At 41.4% G+C, this 16,079-nt stretch carries 15 protein-coding genes and 1 other annotated feature; of the genes, 13 read left to right on the top strand and 2 right to left on the bottom strand.

What is annotated here, in order from left to right:
* The 6 genes from walK (at position 1) to C6W18_RS17885 (ending at position 6,661) form a co-directional block, all read left to right on the top strand.
* Complete coding sequence (gene walK, locus C6W18_RS17910; protein WP_105928459.1) at positions 1 to 1,839, top strand: cell wall metabolism sensor histidine kinase WalK; 1,839 nt, start codon at positions 1 to 3, stop codon at positions 1,837 to 1,839.
* A complete protein-coding gene (gene yycH / locus C6W18_RS17905) occupies positions 1,829 to 3,208 on the top strand; it encodes a two-component system activity regulator YycH (protein ID WP_034324632.1) in 1,380 nt (459 codons plus the stop codon). The genes walK and yycH overlap by 11 nt, the downstream gene beginning before the upstream one ends.
* Complete coding sequence (locus tag C6W18_RS17900) at positions 3,195 to 4,058, top strand: two-component system regulatory protein YycI (protein WP_034324635.1); 864 nt, start codon at positions 3,195 to 3,197, stop codon at positions 4,056 to 4,058. The genes yycH and C6W18_RS17900 overlap by 14 nt, the downstream gene beginning before the upstream one ends.
* 6 nt (positions 4,059 to 4,064) lie before the next feature.
* Complete coding sequence (locus tag C6W18_RS17895) at positions 4,065 to 4,859, top strand: MBL fold metallo-hydrolase (protein WP_105928458.1); 795 nt, start codon at positions 4,065 to 4,067, stop codon at positions 4,857 to 4,859.
* A gap of 81 nt (positions 4,860 to 4,940) precedes the next feature.
* Positions 4,941 to 6,128, top strand: a complete 1,188-nt coding sequence (locus tag C6W18_RS17890) for a S1C family serine protease (protein WP_105928457.1) — start codon at positions 4,941 to 4,943, stop codon at positions 6,126 to 6,128.
* A 68-nt stretch (positions 6,129 to 6,196) separates the two neighbouring features.
* Positions 6,197 to 6,661, top strand: coding sequence for a GNAT family N-acetyltransferase (locus tag C6W18_RS17885; RefSeq protein WP_105928456.1), 465 nt, complete (start codon positions 6,197 to 6,199; stop codon positions 6,659 to 6,661).
* Positions 6,662 to 6,700: 39 nt separating this feature from the next.
* Here the strand turns inward: C6W18_RS17885 and C6W18_RS17880 are convergent, their stop codons facing one another.
* The gene (locus tag C6W18_RS17880) at positions 6,701 to 7,582 is read right to left on the bottom strand and encodes an ABC transporter ATP-binding protein (protein ID WP_105928455.1); all 882 of its coding nucleotides are present in this window, start codon (positions 7,580 to 7,582) and stop codon (positions 6,701 to 6,703) included.
* Positions 7,583 to 8,272, bottom strand: a complete 690-nt coding sequence (locus tag C6W18_RS17875) for an ABC transporter permease subunit (protein WP_105928454.1) — start codon at positions 8,270 to 8,272, stop codon at positions 7,583 to 7,585.
* 192 nt (positions 8,273 to 8,464) lie between these two features.
* Positions 8,465 to 8,735, top strand: a binding site (T-box leader).
* A 112-nt stretch (positions 8,736 to 8,847) separates the two neighbouring features.
* On the opposite strand from C6W18_RS17875, the gene C6W18_RS17870 reads away from it, so the two are divergent.
* From C6W18_RS17870 to C6W18_RS17840, 7 genes are all read left to right on the top strand, one after another.
* Positions 8,848 to 9,708, top strand: a complete 861-nt coding sequence (locus C6W18_RS17870) for an SAM hydrolase/SAM-dependent halogenase family protein (RefSeq protein WP_105928453.1) — start codon at positions 8,848 to 8,850, stop codon at positions 9,706 to 9,708.
* A 17-nt stretch (positions 9,709 to 9,725) separates the two neighbouring features.
* Positions 9,726 to 10,283, top strand: a complete 558-nt coding sequence (locus C6W18_RS17865) for an ECF-type riboflavin transporter substrate-binding protein (protein ID WP_034324648.1) — start codon at positions 9,726 to 9,728, stop codon at positions 10,281 to 10,283.
* 19 nt (positions 10,284 to 10,302) lie between these two features.
* Positions 10,303 to 12,018, top strand: a complete 1,716-nt coding sequence (locus C6W18_RS17860; protein ID WP_105928452.1) for an ABC transporter ATP-binding protein — start codon at positions 10,303 to 10,305, stop codon at positions 12,016 to 12,018.
* The gene (locus C6W18_RS17855) at positions 12,009 to 12,839 is read left to right on the top strand and encodes an energy-coupling factor transporter transmembrane component T family protein (RefSeq protein WP_076821478.1); all 831 of its coding nucleotides are present in this window, start codon (positions 12,009 to 12,011) and stop codon (positions 12,837 to 12,839) included. The genes C6W18_RS17860 and C6W18_RS17855 overlap by 10 nt, the downstream gene beginning before the upstream one ends.
* A 162-nt stretch (positions 12,840 to 13,001) precedes the next feature.
* Positions 13,002 to 13,172 carry a CxxH/CxxC protein gene (locus C6W18_RS17850; protein ID WP_008360116.1) on the top strand — a complete coding sequence of 57 codons (171 nt, stop codon included), beginning with the start codon at positions 13,002 to 13,004 and terminating at the stop codon, positions 13,170 to 13,172.
* A gap of 80 nt (positions 13,173 to 13,252) precedes the next feature.
* The gene (rlmH, locus tag C6W18_RS17845) at positions 13,253 to 13,732 is read left to right on the top strand and encodes a 23S rRNA (pseudouridine(1915)-N(3))-methyltransferase RlmH (RefSeq protein ID WP_105928451.1); all 480 of its coding nucleotides are present in this window, start codon (positions 13,253 to 13,255) and stop codon (positions 13,730 to 13,732) included.
* A 467-nt stretch (positions 13,733 to 14,199) separates the two neighbouring features.
* Positions 14,200 to 16,041 (top strand): DNA cytosine methyltransferase, encoded by a 1,842-nt coding sequence (locus C6W18_RS17840; RefSeq protein WP_105928450.1) that lies wholly within the window; start codon positions 14,200 to 14,202, stop codon positions 16,039 to 16,041.
* Positions 16,042 to 16,079 lie beyond the last annotated feature (38 nt).

The following is a 16,079-nucleotide window of genomic DNA, read 5'->3' as shown; positions in this document are numbered from 1 at the left end:
ATGAGTAAAGTAGGTTTTTTTCGCTCGATTCACTTCAAATTGACCTTAATCTATGTGCTGCTGATCATTGTCGCCATGCAGATCATTGGCGTCTACTTTGTGAAGCAGCTAGAGCAGTCCTTAATTAACTCTTATGATAATTCCTTGAATCAGCGAATCTACTCGTTATCGTATTACCTAGAACAGGATTCATCGAAAAGCAAGGCGGAATTAAAAGAGGATGCTCAAAAGATTTTAAACGATTTTAACAATAAAGATGAGTCTAATGAAATTTCTGAAGTCAGCTATATTGACGAAAGCAGAGAGGTTATTGCCTCTGTGAATAACGGCAGTCAAGAGATTGCCGGGAAGAAAATCACAGATCAAATCATTAGCCGTATTTTCGCGGTTGGCAAAGACTACGAGAAAAAATTCTATGACCCAGAATCGAATAAACGAGTCCGCATATCAGCGACAGCCGTGAAAAATGAGAACCAAGAAACCGTTGGTGTCATTTATGTGGTCTCATCCATGGAAAGTGTTTTTAACCAAATGCGAACCATTAATACGATTTTGGCAACGGGAACGCTGCTTGCCCTTGGGATAACCGCTCTACTTGGTATATTCATATTCAGAACCATTACACACCCAATTTCGGATATGAGAAAGCAAGCGATAGAGCTCGCCAAAGGGAACTTTTCCAGAAAGGTCCGAAAGTATGGACATGATGAGATTGGTCAGCTAGCAACGACATTTAACCATCTGACGAGAGAGCTGGAGGAAGCTCAGCTGATGACAGAGGGAGAGCGGAAAAAGCTTTCTTCTGTGATTGCGTATATGACGGATGGTGTCATCGCAACGAATCAAAACGGTGCCATTATTCTATTAAACAGCCCAGCATTAGAGCTTCTGAATGTTTCACGTGAAACAGCATTAGAGATGCCTATTACGTCATTGCTCGGCTTAGAGGAAACTCATACATTTGAAGATTTGGTCGAAAATCAAGACTCCATGCTGCTAGAAATTGAACGCGAAGATCAGTTGTCTGTTTTGCGTGTCAATTTCTCAGTCATTCAGAAAGAGCATGGGAAGATTGATGGCTTAATCGCGGTCATTTATGACGTGACAGAGCAAGAGAAAATTGATGCTGAACGCCGCGAATTCGTGGCGAACGTATCGCATGAACTGCGTACACCGCTAACGACGATGCGAAGCTATCTTGAGGCACTAGCTGAAGGTGCGATTGGTGATAAAGAGCTTGCGCCAAGGTTCCTCAGTGTCACGCAAAATGAAACAGAGCGCATGATTAGACTTGTCAATGACCTGCTCCAGCTGTCTAAGTTCGACAGCAAGGATTATCAATTCAATCGTGAGTGGACGAATTTTATCAGGTTTATCTCTTTGGTCATTGATCGTTTTGAAATGACGAAGGAGCAGCATGTCGCTTTCATCCGCAACCTGCCGCAGCGTGAAATATATGTGGAAATTGATCAAGATAAAATCACACAGGTGCTCGATAATATCATTTCCAATGCCATGAAATACTCGCCAGAGGGTGGACATATTACGTTCACAGTCGATCTGGATGAGGACAAAGGTCTTGTGTTATTCAGCGTCAAAGATGAAGGAATCGGTATTCCGAAAAAGGATATGGATAAAATCTTTGAACGTTTTTATCGAGTGGATAAGGCGAGAACAAGAAAGCTTGGCGGAACCGGCCTAGGTCTTGCGATTGCAAAAGAAATGGTTCAGGCTCATGGTGGAGATATTTGGGCTGACAGCATTGAAGGAAAAGGAACAACGGTAACCTTTACCCTTCCGTACAATGAAGAACAAGAGGATGATTGGGATGAAGCGTGAGACCTTTAAAACCATAATATTAACAATCCTAATTGCGATCAGTCTTGTGTTTACGTGGAATATTTGGATGTTCCAGCCTGTCATGCAGGATCAGGCAGATGCCGGCACAAGGGTCGTGGAAACGAAGAAGATCTCAAGCGACGAGCCCCGAAGTCTCATTGATGTCGTAAAGCCGCGGGAGATGTTCATCCATTCAAATGGTGAGCATTTTAAAGTGGATCAAAAGGAACTCTTTCAAAACTTTTGGAATGATGTGAGCCTTTGGGATGTCAAAGAGATGAAGGATGTGTCGGATCAATATTCCGAGCAGAAGTTTAAAAATTTCTTCTACGGACGCGAAGGGCAAGGGAAGACATTGGATCTTGTGTTCAATGACCCGATTCCGATTGATATTTTTCAAGCACTGTTTAAATGGCCGAATAAATCCATTGAATACAACTCATTTGATCGGATGATTGTGCCTTTTGCCCAGCAGGATAAGGCCAATAAAAAAGTCTATTTGGTCTCATATAGCAAGGAAACGGTGCTTGAGCTGACAATTGAGTCGGCCAACTATCGTAATCTGATGGATAGCATCGCAGCCGCTCAAAACGAGATGCCGCGCTATGATCTCTATACATTCTCAGGAAATTCTAAAAGAGATTTCCTTCTGCCGCGGAAGCAAAAGCATCTTGAGGCGAAAATGTTCTTTATCGAAACGATTAAGACAAGCAAATTCAAGGATGCTTTGTTTACAGACCCAAGTCTTGTCGGTGAGGAGTCTAATTTAAACCGGACGGTGTATACAGATGGGACAAGTCGTCTTGAAGCCAATCAAAAAGATCATCGCATCCAGTATCAGCACCGTAATATCAATTCTAGTACCGTTTTTCAAACGGGGGATTTGATCAAGCGAAGCGTGAAGTATTTCAATGATACGGGAAGCTTTACCGATGACTATCAATACTTTGGCATCAACAGCAACCAGCAGCTGTCCTTTAATATGTTTATGGATGGTCTGCCGATCGTCAACAGTACAAAGCATCCATTTGGTATGACCTCTCTTGAAGTACAATGGGCGAATGATGACATCTTGAATTACAAGCGTCCAAACTACATTCTTGGCAACAAAGCGAGTCAGAGTGAACAGGTCAAGCTGATGAATGGGACAGAGCTGAAGGATCTGATCATCAAACAGACGAAATATGATGATCTGGAGAAAATTGAACAGATCTTCCCTGCGTATCAAGCTGCGTCTTCGGCATCAGATCAAGATCAAGCGATGTTTGTCTGGCTGGAGCCAGTATGGTGTATGAAATATAACGGCAAAACCGTGATTCTATCGAATGATCTGCTGACAGAGGGGAGCGAGAATAATGGAATGGAATAAGACCAAAACGATCTTTATCCTAGCCTTTCTCGTTCTCGATATCTTTCTAGGTTTTCAATACTTTGAAAAACGATCGACCGATCATTTTGCGATTATCGAAAAAACGGATACGCTGGAAGAAATGAAGGCAGACGGAATCAAATATGGCAATCTATCAGATGAAGCGAAGATTGGATACCGCATTACAGCTGAAAAGAAGCAATATACGAAAAAGGATGTCGACGGATTAGCTGATCAAAAGGCGAAAAGCAGATTCCCGAAAACAGACAAAGATGATCCTGTCACGTTGCTTGAAATGACTTTCAATAAACCAGTCGCATTGCCGAAAAAGGATATGAAAACAGCAGCGACGAACCTTGTGAACCAGCGTTTGCTGGATGGGAAGAATTATAAGCTGTGGAGCATTGATGAAGAGACAGGCAAAATCGTCTTCTTCCAAATGTATAAAGGGAAATACATCTTCCAAGAAGGCCTTGATGACACCGAAACCATCGGGAGAATCACATTGGATTTGAACGATCAAAACGAGGTCGTATCGTATCAGCAGTCGATGGTGACGTCGATTAATGAAGTGAGAAAAGAAACGCTTGTCCCGGCGCTTGAAACCGTGAAGGACTTATATACGCAAAATATGCTGAACCAGAATACGACCGTGAAAAAGGTTGAACTTGGCTACTATACGCAATATCCAGGTGCAAGCACTCAAGTCATGGTGCCTGTATGGCGAGTGGAGCTTGAAGGTGTATCAGCTGGTTCCAAGAAAAAGACAGAGGAAGAATATTTGATCAATGCCATCGATGGTTCAACACTTGATCATATAGAGAAAGATGACAAATCTTCAATGGAGTGAGAGAACATGAGCTTGCAGTTCAGTGTACTAGCGAGCGGAAGTACGGGGAACGCTTTTTATTTAGAAACAGACGAGCATGCCTTTTTGGTGGATGCGGGTCTAAGCGGCAAGCAGATGGTCGAGCTACTTGGTCAAATCGACCGAAAGCCGGAAGACTTGGACGGAATTTTTGTCACACACGAGCACTCAGATCATATTAAGGGACTTGGTGTCATGGCAAGAAAGTACAAGCTCCCCGTCTATGCAAATGCAAAAACGTGGCAGGCGATGGAATCTCATATTGGGAAGATTGACACAGAGCAGAAATTCCATTTTGATATGGAGACGGTTCAATCCTTTGGCGGTCTGGATGTCGAGTCCTTTGGCGTGTCACATGATGCGGCAGAGCCTATGTTTTATGTGTTCCATTATGGAGGGCGAAAGCTTGCCCTCATGACGGATACAGGCTATGTGAGTGATCGTATGAAAGGAATTATTAAATCAGCCAATACGTTTGTATTTGAGAGCAATCATGATGTCGGCATGCTGCAAATGGGCCGATACCCATGGAGTATTAAGCGCAGAATCCTGAGCGATGTCGGACATGTATCGAATGAAGATGCCGCTCTTGCAATGACAGATGTAATTGGGGATGCCACCTCACGCATTTACTTAGCTCACCTGAGTCAAGACAACAACATGAAGGATTTAGCCCGTATGGCGGTCCAGCAGACGCTTGAAATGAAGGGCTATGTTGTGGGGGACGGCTTTGATTTATATGATACGGACCCGAAAAAAGCAACCCCGCTTTGCGCCGTATGATTTTTACAATCGTATGATTAAGATAAGAGCTTCTTACCAACACTATATACATCATCTATTCACTGAAAGGAAGGAAACATAGTGGATTATCGCGATGTAGAGTGGAAGCCGAGACGAAGCAGAAAAGGATATTTCCTATCTGGTTTGATCGGTGTATTGGTAGGAGCTTTTTTAATGGGATTCTTTTTCCCCTATGTATCTGGACAGAGCGGCAGTCTCTTTGGCTGGCAGTCGGCCGGAGACCAGCAAGCATCAGAGGGCCCTTTAAAGACAGTCAATGTGAACGTCAATGATGCTGTCACGAAAGTGGTGTCTAGTATGTCGGATACGGTTGTCGGCGTCATTAATATCCAAAAGTCGAGCTTTTGGGAAGAAGGCGGAGAAGCAGGCAGCGGGTCAGGTGTGATATATCAAAAAAAGGGTGATACCTTTTATATCGTGACCAACCACCACGTCATCAAAGGCGCAAACCAGCTTGAAGTGAGCCTTCAGGATGGGACAAGAATTGGGGCCAATCTTGTCGGCAGCGATCAGCTCATGGATTTAGCGGTACTCACCGTCAAAAGTGATAAAATCAAGAAGACCGCAGCCTTCGGCAATTCAGATCATGTGAAGCCAGGTGAGCCAGTCATCGCCATTGGGAATCCATTAGGGCTTGAATTCGCAGGCTCTGTCACACAAGGTGTCATTTCGGGAACGGAGCGTGCCATCCCTGTTGACTCAAATGGTGATGGACAGACGGATTGGAATGCAGAGGTCCTGCAAACAGATGCCGCCATCAATCCGGGAAACAGTGGTGGTGCCTTGATCAATATGGACGGGAAAGTGATCGGCATCAATTCAATGAAGATTGCTGAATCAGAAGTTGAAGGAATTGGGCTGTCCATTCCTGCGAATCTGGTCATACCTGTCATAGAGGATTTAGAGCGCTATGGGGAGGTTAAACGTCCGTACCTTGGGGTTGGCATGAAGTCACTAGCCGATATTGCGAGCTACCACTGGCAGGAAACGTTGAAATTGCCAGAAAAGGTCACAACCGGGGTCGTCGTGATGAGTGTTGAACCTTTGTCTCCAGCAGGAAAAGCGGGGCTAAAAGAGCTGGATGTTGTGACATCCTTTGATGGCAAGGGTGTACAAAATATTGTGGATCTACGTAAATATTTATATCAAAAGAAAGTCGGCGACAAGGTAAAGGTGCAATTTTACCGAAGCGGAAAGAAAAAATCAGTAGAGATCAAACTCTCCCAAACCGATCGATTCGGCGGATAACCAGTTCCAACAAGGGACTGGTTTTTTTTGCATGCCCATCATATGATGAAGGAAAGGGGGAGGTACGATTGGTTACACTACAACCGATGTCACAAACAGATTATGACTCATTGATGGAGGAAGCCATTAAGCGGTACGCAGAAGAAAAGGTGCTCGCAGGAACATGGGAGAAGGAAGAAGCACTTGAGAACGCAGAAGAACAATTTGATAGGCTGCTTCCAGAAGGCCTTCAAACAGAGCATCATGAGCTGTGGAATTTCTTAAATGGAGAAGAGACGATAGGCTGGGTTTGGCTTTGTTATGATCCGAATCATCCTCAACAAGAAGGGTTTATTTATAACTTTATTTTGTTTGAAGCTTATCGAGGAAAAGGTTTTGCGAAGCAGGCCATTGCTGCATTAGAGGAGCAGGCAAAGTCATTAGGTGTGCAAAAACTCTCACTGCATGTCTTTGCGCATAATCAAATCGCCCGTGCGCTGTATGAGAAGACGGGTTTTGCAGAAACCGGCATCTACATGAGCAAACCGATATAAAAAAGAAGAAGTACCGTGCAGGTAGCGTACGGTACTTTTTTATGAGGACATCATGGCATCTTGAGCCGTGACTCTGTATAGATCTACTTTGCATTTCACGAAAGCGCGGATGATCGCAGGGACTTGGGCTTCTGAACGAATCAACAATGAGGTCTCGTCATCACTGATCACAAGATCTGTTCCCACAGTTTGTAAGTACTGCGTGAGAACAGGCTTCACCTCATCATCAATCCATGCATGCTTGAAGGTTGCACGAATGTTTGAGGATGTGATGGTTTTCTCTTGAGGATGAGTATGTGGGGACACTAATTTTCCTTCAGAAATGAACGCAGTTTTGGTACAGATACTATTTGTGAACCTTGGTCGGTCAGCTGTTAAAAAGACGGTTTTGCCTTCATACTTTAACGTTTCAATGACCCGTTGGATGTTCAAGATAGAATCTGAATCAATATCGGCAAAAGGCTCATCGAGTAAAATAAATTCAGGTCGATGGGCGATGGCCTGCGCCATTCCGAGCCGCTTCTTCATACCAGGTGTAAAGGCACCAACCTTCTCCTGATGATAGCGATGTAAACCGACGAATTCGAGCAATTCTTCATAATCGCTCGTTTTCTGGCGTGTACCGGTAATTTTTGACAAATAGGCGATATGTTCAAGTGCCGTGAGCCCTTCATATAAATCCGTATATTCAGGCAGAACACCGATGTGATGCCTCACTTTTTTTAACGAAGGCATATTCATCATCGTAAACGTACCAGCGGTGGGGCGGGAGATTCCCGTAATGATATTGAAAAACGTGGTCTTACCAGCACCCTTCGGTCCGATGAGTCCGAAGATATCGCCTTGATTGACATCAAGGGTAATATGATCTACTGCAACTTTTGTCCGATATTTTTTTGTAAGCCCTTTTGTATGTAGCATTTAGACATCCCTCCTTTGAAACAGCAGCGCAGTTCCAATGAGTAAGACAACGGTCAATGCTGCATTCATCAGTACATAGGTCAGCGGTTCACTCCATCGCGCATAATAATAAGGCGTCATGTATTGGAACCAGTGAATAAACCGTTCTGAAGAAAGAACAGAAATCATACTGACGATTGGGAAAAGAAAGGAAAACAACATGCCGACAAACATCGATTTCTGCGGTGTTGGAAAGAGCATGGACAAAAACAAAGTACATGAGATGCCGACACTGATAAAGGTTAAGATTTTTAAGGCATCAGAGAACAGAAAACGATGTGAAATCACCATATTCAGTACATATGTCGTCATAATACAGCTGAGCCAAAACAGCATCAGTCCAAGATATTTTCCGACGATAATATTCAAACGGGTCGTTTTACTGACGAGAAAACGAATGGTTTTCAAATGAATTTCGCGACTCAAAATATCATGTGATAATAAAAAAATAAGGAAAAAACCAAATAATGAAATCACCAGTTCGTTCCCAATGGAATAAGGATCCTTTGCCTGCTCCCAATTCCCTTGATAAGCAGCTATAAATGGAAGACTTGATACAAAAGTAGATAAAATGAAAATAATAATAATTGTTAAGATGGATTTTGTGCTTTTGAAGAGCTGCTTAAACTCATTCATACAAATGGTCCACACACGCTGTACCTCCCTTCATCTTTATTATAACGCTAGAAAACAAAGACACCATATCCCGCTCTTTAACATTTGCTTAAATTTTATAAAAAAGAGACTCTTCCAGTATAAGTTAATTTATTTTTGAAAATGTTCAGAAAAATATCTTGATTTATCAAAAAACATCATGTATGATAGCTTTAATTCAAAATAGTTGAACAGGCAATGACGAGAGAAAGTACAATCATCAATTTTTCCACAGAGAGCTTCGGCAGCTGAAAAGAAGCAAAAATAATGATTCGAAAAATGGTCTCTGAGCCTCGTACTGAACATATCCATGATATTAGTAGGTTACGACGAGAGTTGGTACTCGTTATCAAAACCACAGTATATGAGCCAGATTGGAGCTTTGTACTTGTAGAGGCTGTTTAGCGCGAGCAAACAGTAAATAAAGGTGGTACCACGAGACAAATACCTCGTCCTTATGATTCAAAGATAAGGATGGGGTATTTTTTATTGTCCACTTTTTTTTCATACAAATGTTCAAATGTTCCACGTGAAACACCACAACCATTTTTTCAAATGAAAGGGAGATTGACATGAGTGAACATGCATTGATTTTACAATCAGATTTCGGCATTGATGATGGAGCAGTCAGCGCAATGTACGGAGTAGCAAATACGGTGAGCAGCAACATCCGCATTTTTGATTTAACACACAACATTCCGCAATATGACATTTGGGAGGCATCTTATCGCCTGCTCCAAACCGTCACATACTGGCCGGAGGAAACGGTATTCGTATCCGTTGTTGACCCGGGCGTTGGATCAGAGCGAAAGAGTCTTGTCGTCAAAACAACAAGCTCACACTATATCATTACCCCAGATAACGGGACACTTACACACGTCGCGCAGGATATTGGGATTGTGGAAGCCCGCTATTTAGATGAAACCATTAACCGGCTGCCAAAGTCGGGAAAATCACATACATTCCATGGGAGAGATATATACGCGTATACAGGGGCGAGAATCGCTTCGGGCGTAATTTCTTTTGAAGAGGTCGGACCAAAAGCGAATATTGATGATATTATTCACCTTCCAGTCGTACAGGCTTATGCGGAAGAAGAAGTGATCACAGGGACGATTGATATCTTAGATGTGAGGTTCGGAAACCTTTGGACAAACATTCATCACACGTTATTTGAACAGCTTTCAATCAATTATGGTGATGCAATAGAAGTTACCATTGCCAACGGGCCGAAAAATGTGTATAAAAATATCATGACCTATGGACGATCTTTTGCCGATTTAAAGGTAGGCGAACCACTCGTATATGTCAATTCACTCGATCATTTAGGCGTGGCGATCAATCAAGGGTCATTTGCAAAGGCTTATAACATCGGAACAGGCACAGGCTGGCGCCTTTCGATTCGCAAAGCTCCGCGCATTATATACGAATAAGAGGAGGAAACAACATCATGGCAGGTAAACAACTTTCAACGAAAACTGTCGTTGCCATCGGAATTGGCGCAGCCGTCTTTGTCATTTTAGGACGCTTCGTCTCCATTCCAACTGGAATTCCGAATACACAAATTGAAACATCGTACGCATTCCTTGCGTTAATGGCTGTATTATTTGGCCCTGTTGCAGGCGCACTGATTGGTTTTATTGGTCATCTCATTAAAGATGCCACCACATTTGGCCCTTGGTGGAGCTGGATTATCGTTTCAGGTATCGTTGGTTTATTGATCGGCTTCATTTCAAACCGTTTAAAAGTAGAGGAGGGTGACTTTGGCTGGAAAAAGATCACGCTCTTCAACGCCGTACAAGCAGGAGCGCAGGCACTTGGCTGGTTTGTCATTGCCCCTGTACTCGACATTGTGATCTATGCAGAACCAGCGAACAAAGTGTTTGTTCAAGGCATCGTAGCAGGAATCTCTAACATCATCACAGTCGGTGTACTTGGAACAATCATCATTGCAGCTTATGCGAAAACGAGAAGCAAAAGCGGCAGCCTATCGAAAGAAACATCATGAAGCAAGGTGGAACACGTAAATGAAGAAACCGATGATTCAATTCGAGCATTTCGGATTCAAGTATCGCAGTCAGTCAGAACCGACATTGAAAGATATCAACCTGACCATCTATGAAGGTGAAAAAGTCCTCATCGCAGGCCCGTCTGGATCGGGAAAAAGCACACTAGCCCATTGTATCAATGGGCTAGTTCCTGCGTCTTATAAAGGTTCTATGGAAGGAAGTCTTTACATCAGCGGAAAGAATGCAGAGAAAGAGAACATTTTCTCCCTCTCACAGCTCGTCGGAACGGTTTTACAGGACCCTGATGGACAATTTATCGGGCTGACCGTTGGAGAAGACATTGCTTTTACACTCGAAAATGACCAGGTCACGCGAGAAGAGATGAAAACCCGTGTAGAAGAAGCGGCAAGATTAACAGAGGTAGACGGCAAGCTGGCAGCATCTGTGCATGAGCTATCAGGCGGTCAAAAACAACGTGTCGCCATTGCAGGCGTACTTGTCAATGATGTCGACATTTTGCTGTTTGACGAACCACTTGCAAGCCTTGATCCCGCTACGGGTAAAGAAGTCATCGACCTCATCGATCGACTGCAAAGAGAAACGAAAAAAACGGTCGTGATGGTCGAGCACCGATTAGAGGACGTCCTCTTTCGTCATGTCGATCGCATCATCGTTGTCAATGACGGAACGATTGCGGCTGATATGACACCAGATGAATTACTCGCTTCAAATGTGTTGGAAGCGGCGTATTTACGCGAGCCATTATATGTGAAGGCCTTGAAATATGCAGGCATTCCTGTCGCACCAGGAGATCAGTTAGCTAATTTACAGCACCTCACCTTAGATGACGAGGCAAAAGAGAAAATCGAGCAGTGGATGGAAGCATCTGAGCTGTCAGTTGAGCAGAATGAAACGCCGGATTTACTAGAAGTACGTGAACTGAGCTTTGACTATCCGACAAGACCAAACACGCTGAGCAACATCTCTTTTACCGTCAAAAAAGGTGAAATGATCAGCATCGCTGGAGCCAATGGCGCAGGCAAGACGACACTATCCAAGGTGCTCTGCGCGTTTGAAAAGCCAACAAAAGGGACCATTCATCTAAATGGTGATGACATCACAGGAGACACCATCAAACAGCGCTCCGAACGAATCGGCGTCGTCATGCAAAACCCAAATCAAATGATTTCTAAACAAATGATTTTTGATGAAGTCGCATTTGGTCTCGTTTTAAGAGGCGTAAAGGAAGAAGACATCAAGGAACGGGTGGAGCGAGTCTTAAAAGTATGCGGCTTATACCCATTTCGGAACTGGCCGATTTCTGCTCTCAGTTTTGGACAGAAAAAGCGCGTCACGATCGCATCAATTCTTGTATTAGAGCCAGAAATCATCATTTTAGATGAGCCAACCGCTGGACAGGATTTTAGACATTACACAGAAATGATGACGTTTTTAGAGCAATTAAACAAACAAGGTGTCACGATTTTAATGATCACACATGATATGCATTTGATGCTCGAATACACGACAAGAACCATTGTCATTTCAGATGGAGAAAAAATCGCAGATGATACACCGGCCAAAGTGCTAACAGATCAGCTGCTTGTCCAAAAGGCGAGTTTAAAGGAAACGTCGCTGTATGAACTGGCACTGAAAGCAGACTGGCCGAATCCAAATGAACTCGTGGATCGCTTCATTGAGGTTGACAGAAAGGAACGAATGACATGGCTGTAGACATGCTGTCCTATATCGATCGCCCGTCGCCAATTCACCGGCTGACAGGTGCCACCAAACTCATTTGCTTTATCCTCTGGTCATCCGCAGCGATGCTCACGTATGATACAGGCGTTTTAGTGTTTATGCTAGTTGCCAGTATCGTGTTCTTTCAACTGTCGAATGTGCGATTTCGTGATATCTCCTTCGTGGTGATCGTCCTGGCGATATTCCTTGTGATCAACAACATCGCCATTTACGTCTTTGCGCCTCAGCAAGGTGTCGCCATCTATGGAGCGAAGCATGAGTTGTTTCATATTGCAGGCTGGTACAACGTCACACTTGAACAGCTTTTCTATCAATTGAACATTACACTGAAATACGTGACTGTGATGCCAGCAGCGCTTTTGTTTATCGTCACAACAAATCCAAGTGAATTCGCCTCGTCGCTCAGCCGAATTGGGGTCAGCTACCGGATTTCGTATGCTGTAGCGATTGCTCTGCGCTATATTCCAGATATTCAGCGTGATTTTCGGACGATTGCCATTTCTCAGCAAGCAAGAGGAATCGATTTATCGAAGAATGAAAAACTGGGAAAACGGATTAAAAATGCGCTGTCGATTGTGATGCCGCTGATTTTTTCTAGCCTAGAGCGGATTGAAACGATCAGCAATGCGATGGAGCTGCGCGGATTTGGAAAGCATAAAAAGCGAACATGGTTCACGGCGAAAGACTTTCAAAAAGCAGATTATGCTGCGTTATTGTTTGTTGGTGTGGTACTCATCGTGTCGCTAGTGATTACATTTGTTAGAGGAACGAGATTTTATAATCCGTTTCTATAGAAGGAAGCCTTCACAGGAAGTGGAGGCTTTTTCGTTTTGTTTGTGGATAAAAGGTGTGGAAGATGGCAAAAGACTATTAACATGTGAATAAATCGGTTATATTGAACAATGAGCGAAATACTTGTGAATAACCAGACAACATATTGGAGGAATTAGAAACTTATGAACAAATCACTTTATGCTTGCGCAGAACATATAGAAACCGTATTAGACATGTACATAGATGATCACGAAACACCGCCAGAATTCAGAAAAATCGAACATACACACAGTTTATCCACAACCTGTGAATTGTGCGATGAACCTGCAATATATATAGTGGGGAACGAATGATCGGACACAAAATACACAAATTTTATCCACAATTGTTGATAACTTATATGAATAACTTGTTCTTAAGGTGGGGATGACCTGTGAATATATCAATTATCACAGTAGGAAAATTAAAAGAGAAATATTTAAAGCAAGGCATAGCCGAATACACAAAACGATTACAGGCCTATGCGAAAATCGACATCATTGAGCTCGCGGACGAAAAAGCGCCCGAACACCTCAGCGAGCAAGACATGAAAATCATCAAAGACAAAGAAGGCGAACGCATCCTAAACAAAATCAACCCAGACGCCCACGTCATCGCCCTCGCCATCGAAGGAAAAATGAAAAGTTCCGAAGAATTAGCCGATACAATAGATAAGCTGGCAACATACGGAAAAAGTAAGGTGTGTTTTGTCATTGGCGGATCGCTTGGGTTAAGTGATGCTGTGATGCAGCGCGCGAATGAGAAGCTGTCGTTTTCAAAAATGACGTTTCCGCATCAGTTGATGAGGCTGGTGTTGGTGGAGCAGATTTATCGGGCGTTTCGGATTGTGCGGGGGGAGCCTTATCATAAGTGAGATAGTTTTTTTAAAAAAACCTTTCTTATGGGAATGATTTATATAACCTTTATTAAGTTGGATAAATATGATTTTTATTTGTGGAGGTGTATTAGATTCATACAATAACTTAATAAACAAGAAAGCCTAATTTATATTAGAGTTTTTGATGTTGAGTCCTTAAATGTTGGAAAATATATTATAGTCAACCGTAGAATTTTGGTATGCCCAGGATAAATATTTTTTTAAAAAAAGAAACAATAATAAGAAATGTTGAAAGTCAGTAAGTAAATGTTAAGAGGAAGGTCATTAGAATGACTTTTCTCTTTTTAGTTTAATTCATTAGAATGAGAGACTAAAAATTTGTTTATATGATGTCAGTTGTGTAAAATAAGAACAAACGTTTCTGTCAAAAACTTTCACCAGACAAAGTTCTACGTATCTGATATAATAAGACAAGCCATTGAATCATTAAGGGAGGGGAAAAATTGTTAAAATTAGGAACAGTATTTAGTGGTATCGGTGCAATAGAACATGCATTAAAAAGGCTAGGCATAGATTATAAAGTTTCCTTTGCTTGTGATAATGGTGGAGTTGATATTTTTTCTAAAAAAATAGATAAAGATCTAGTTAATATAAATATAGAAATAAACTCATTACATCAAAGGGTCAGTGCTATAACTCATGAGCATTTTAATGATGATAACGCTATAAGTTTAATTGAACATTTTCAACACATAACTGATTTATATCAACAACTTAAGGATTTCTCACAATACTTGGGAGGAGAAATCAATAAAACTCCAATCTTGCTAAACGCATTGGCAAGTATGTTTACCAATAGTAATAAGCTTGGTGAAATAAAGAAAATTCCAAGTTTTATAAAGAATTTTTCTTCACTAAAAAATGTTGAAATGTATCACTATTTTTATCTTGCTCGAGAACTTAAAGACTATTTTAGCAAGTTTAAAAATACGGAAGCAGTAGAAGATATATTGAACGTAAAATTGAAGCATTACATTAAATGTTACGATGATTTAGTAGAAATGACAGAATCAAAAAAACTTAACAGTATGATAAAAGAAATAACAGACTCAATAAATATGTTAAATGAAAGAATATCTACTGTTGAAATTCTAGATGAGCTATCAAGAATAAATTCCTATGAAGAGAAAAAAAGATATGTTGATAGCTTATATAAAGGTAAGGAAAAATCCAATTTCGTAATGCAAAGTTATAAAGAGAATTATGAAATAGAAGATCAGCATTTCCATTGGAATGCATCGTTTTTAGATGGTACCCAATATAATGATGAAGTTGACCTTTTTGTTGGCGGCAGCCCTTGTCAATCTTTTTCATTAGTCGGAAAAAGAAGGGGTCTTCAGGATACAAGAGGTACGTTGTTTTATGAATTTGCAAGGTTAATAAGTGAAGTTCAACCAAAAGTTTTTATATATGAGAATGTAAAGGGGTTATTAGATCACGATAATGGTAACACCTGGGCTACCATGAAACAAGTCTTCAGTGATTTAAACTATGAATGGTATGATGATATATTGAATGCTAAAAACTACGGAATTCCTCAAAATAGGGAAAGGATTTTTGTTGTTGGCTTCAGAAAAGACCTATTGCTAAAAAAAGATTTTGATTTTCCTTCGCCAATTCCTCTAGATAAAGTTATGAAGGATTTTCTATTAGATAATGTTTCAGGAAAATATTATCTAAACAAAAAGGGTGTTGATTTCGTTACTAAAGAAAAAAATTTAGTAAAGAGATATACACAGATTGATGGAGAAATCCAATTGTGCCAAAAGGCAAATCAACAATTTAATTGGCATGGTGATTTTGTTTTTGTTGAGGAGAATAAAGACAAAAATAAGACAATGGAAGATCTTGAAAAGTATTTCTTATCTGAAAAGGTTAGAAAATATGTTTTGGCTAGTGGAACAAAAGGGTTCTATTCTAAACCGGAAATTGACTTAGAAATTGCTCGTCCTTTACTTACAACTATGCATAAAATGCACAGAGCCGGTGTCGATAATTACGTAACAACAGAAGGACGAATTCGAAAGTTAACACCGAGAGAATGTTTGCGGCTAATGGGCTTCTGTGACAGTTTTAGCATAGTGGTATCAGATACTCAATTATATCAACAAGCAGGCAATTCAATAGTTGTAGATGTTTTAATGGCTATTGTTGAAAGTATAGCGGCTAGTCTGCCACAAATTATCGATGGTGATGGCTACGAATATAAAGAGTATGTAGAGAATAAAAATGATGCAGAAAAGGAAACTGAAAAAGAACGACATGAACAGTTATCCTTTTTATAATTAAAACCTAGGGGACCCCCCTAGGTTTTTTTCTAATC

The organism is Bacillus sp. LLTC93, assembly GCF_002993125.1.
Taxonomy (GTDB): domain Bacteria; phylum Bacillota; class Bacilli; order Bacillales; family Bacillaceae; genus Bacillus; species Bacillus zhangzhouensis.
The sequence above is the reverse complement of the archived record's forward strand: the minus strand, read 5'-3'. Positions and strand labels throughout refer to the sequence as shown.

Coding starts and splice junctions, on each gene's coding strand:
- walK (WP_105928459.1), top strand. CDS start 1: ATGAGTAAAGTAGGTTTTTTTCGCTCGATTCACTTCAAATTGACCTTA.
- yycH (WP_034324632.1), top strand. CDS start 1,829: ATGAAGCGTGAGACCTTTAAAACCATAATATTAACAATCCTAATTGCG.
- C6W18_RS17900 (WP_034324635.1), top strand. CDS start 3,195: ATGGAATGGAATAAGACCAAAACGATCTTTATCCTAGCCTTTCTCGTT.
- C6W18_RS17895 (WP_105928458.1), top strand. CDS start 4,065: ATGAGCTTGCAGTTCAGTGTACTAGCGAGCGGAAGTACGGGGAACGCT.
- C6W18_RS17880 (WP_105928455.1), bottom strand. CDS start 7,582: ATGCTACATACAAAAGGGCTTACAAAAAAATATCGGACAAAAGTTGCA.
- C6W18_RS17870 (WP_105928453.1), top strand. CDS start 8,848: ATGAGTGAACATGCATTGATTTTACAATCAGATTTCGGCATTGATGAT.
- C6W18_RS17865 (WP_034324648.1), top strand. CDS start 9,726: ATGGCAGGTAAACAACTTTCAACGAAAACTGTCGTTGCCATCGGAATT.
- C6W18_RS17860 (WP_105928452.1), top strand. CDS start 10,303: ATGAAGAAACCGATGATTCAATTCGAGCATTTCGGATTCAAGTATCGC.
- C6W18_RS17855 (WP_076821478.1), top strand. CDS start 12,009: ATGGCTGTAGACATGCTGTCCTATATCGATCGCCCGTCGCCAATTCAC.
- C6W18_RS17850 (WP_008360116.1), top strand. CDS start 13,002: ATGAACAAATCACTTTATGCTTGCGCAGAACATATAGAAACCGTATTA.